Origin of the sequence: Neolewinella litorea (genome assembly GCF_004803465.1) — a bacterium.
GTDB lineage: Bacteria > Bacteroidota > Bacteroidia > Chitinophagales > Saprospiraceae > Neolewinella > Neolewinella litorea.
In genome coordinates, this window is the sequence record NZ_SRSF01000030.1 from 1 (window position 1) to 1575 (window position 1575).

A 1575-nucleotide genomic window follows, 5' to 3' on the forward strand; every position below is an offset into this window, starting at 1 on the left:
TCGGCGACCAGTTCCTTCAAACTTCGATTCTCCTTCTCCAGGGACTTGATCTCTCGCAGCCGCTTGACGGTGACGCCGTGGCGGAAGCCGTCCTCACCCATCTCGGAGAACTTCTTGCGCCAAGCGTAGTAGGTGGCCGGGTAGACGTCGTACTTCTCCAGCGTAACCTTGACGCCTTTTTCGGAAGCCTCTTTGATGATCTGCAGCTTGTCTTCGGTAGTGAATTTGCGCTTTGACATGGTGAAAAATTACAGTTTTTGAACTGTAATCCGTTCCGATCAATTAGGGGGGCAATACACTGGTCTGGACCTCATCTACCCCGACTTTACCGGACAGTTGCCCCGGGCAGAAAAGTTGGTGGCGGACACGGCCTACACCGGACAGTTTGCCGCCATGATGCAGCGACTAGATCGCGTTGGTTTTGAGTGTTCCCTGCGGAATCCGGCGCGGCGGGGCTTTGTGGTGGAACCGCGGCGCTGGGTAGTCGAACGGACCTTTGCCTGGTGGAATTGGTATCGTCGATTAATCAAAGATTACGAACGAACGGTAGAAAATTCTGCCAGCTTCGTACTGATGGCTAACATGCAGATGGTTCTTTCGCCACTGGACCGTTTGGTGACTTGAAATTTTTAGACACGCTCCAACCTGAAAGTCCATACGTCTTCAAACCGCTGCTGACCCCAACCAGTTCGTGAGCGGTATATTACGTTTCTCCATTCTGAACTGCCCAAGGAATATACTGCCAAGTCTTCACTTCGCGTTTTAGATCAAAAATAGCTGCTGAAAATGGCCTGTATGAAAATATAATATCATTTTTAACCACGTCAATAATTTCGACAGCCCCCGATTTATAGAGAAGCTCTTTCAGGTCACTATGTACTATGCAGGATAGAATATTTGTGTAATCGGTTAGTAGTTTTTCGGTCAGGTTGCTTTCCATTTCATAACACGGCGATTTGGAGGCCCCCAAAGTGCAGTCCAGTTGAGATGGTGATATCCATATATCAATATCTATACACCGATGATTTCCTTCCAAGTTGATATTTACATAACGGCTGTTACCAAGACCATATTCGACAGTTAAAAAGGATTGATCTTTCAGTGGCGAAAGGATGTGCATCGTTAACACGTGGATCCTCGAGAAGTCCTTGAGTCCCTTATAATTTGGATCAAATTTATTCATAATATACGTTAAAATTTGGGGCCTTTTAATAATTCAAGATGGTATCCTCCCGGTTTCCCTGCCCCTACTCTGAAATCGTTGCTGCTCAATAACTAGTCGTCCCTGAAGAAGTATGAATCAGTCTTGCAAAGTGTTGAAAACCAGTAGGCTAATATCTTTTTATATTGTTGACGGCATATTAACTTTTCGCCAGAAACCGGCCAAATACGGCCAAAACCTTGCGAAAAATGAAAGGCTCGCTGCCCAATCATGACCAAACGGATTTGTTCCGCAATCGCCTGACTTCAATCATCAGTCTGGACCATGAGCTCTGCCGCCTGTCCGAGGAAATTGATTGGCCGTGGATCGATGAGGAGTTGGACGGTTACTATGCCCGGGAGGGCCGGCCCAGC

General features: G+C 47.2%; 2 protein-coding genes and 1 pseudogene. 1 reads left to right on the top strand and 2 read right to left on the bottom strand.

Annotation, left to right across the window (positions count from 1 at the left end):
• On the bottom strand, positions 1 to 239 hold a 239-nt coding region (locus tag E4021_RS17900; protein WP_136459663.1), incomplete at its 3' end, for a transposase.
• A gap of 205 nt (positions 240 to 444) precedes the next feature.
• On the opposite strand from E4021_RS17900, the pseudogene E4021_RS18655 reads away from it, so the two are divergent.
• A pseudogene (locus E4021_RS18655) lies at positions 445 to 547 on the top strand (transposase); the annotation flags it as partial.
• 156 nt (positions 548 to 703) lie between these two features.
• On the opposite strand, the gene E4021_RS17910 reads toward E4021_RS18655, so the two are convergent.
• Positions 704 to 1183: a hypothetical protein gene (locus E4021_RS17910; RefSeq protein ID WP_136460859.1), complete on the bottom strand. Its 480-nt coding sequence runs from the start codon at positions 1181 to 1183 to the stop codon at positions 704 to 706.
• Positions 1184 to 1575: the final 392 nt, after the last annotated feature.

Coding starts and splice junctions, on each gene's coding strand:
- E4021_RS17910 (WP_136460859.1), bottom strand. CDS start 1,183: ATGAATAAATTTGATCCAAATTATAAGGGACTCAAGGACTTCTCGAGG.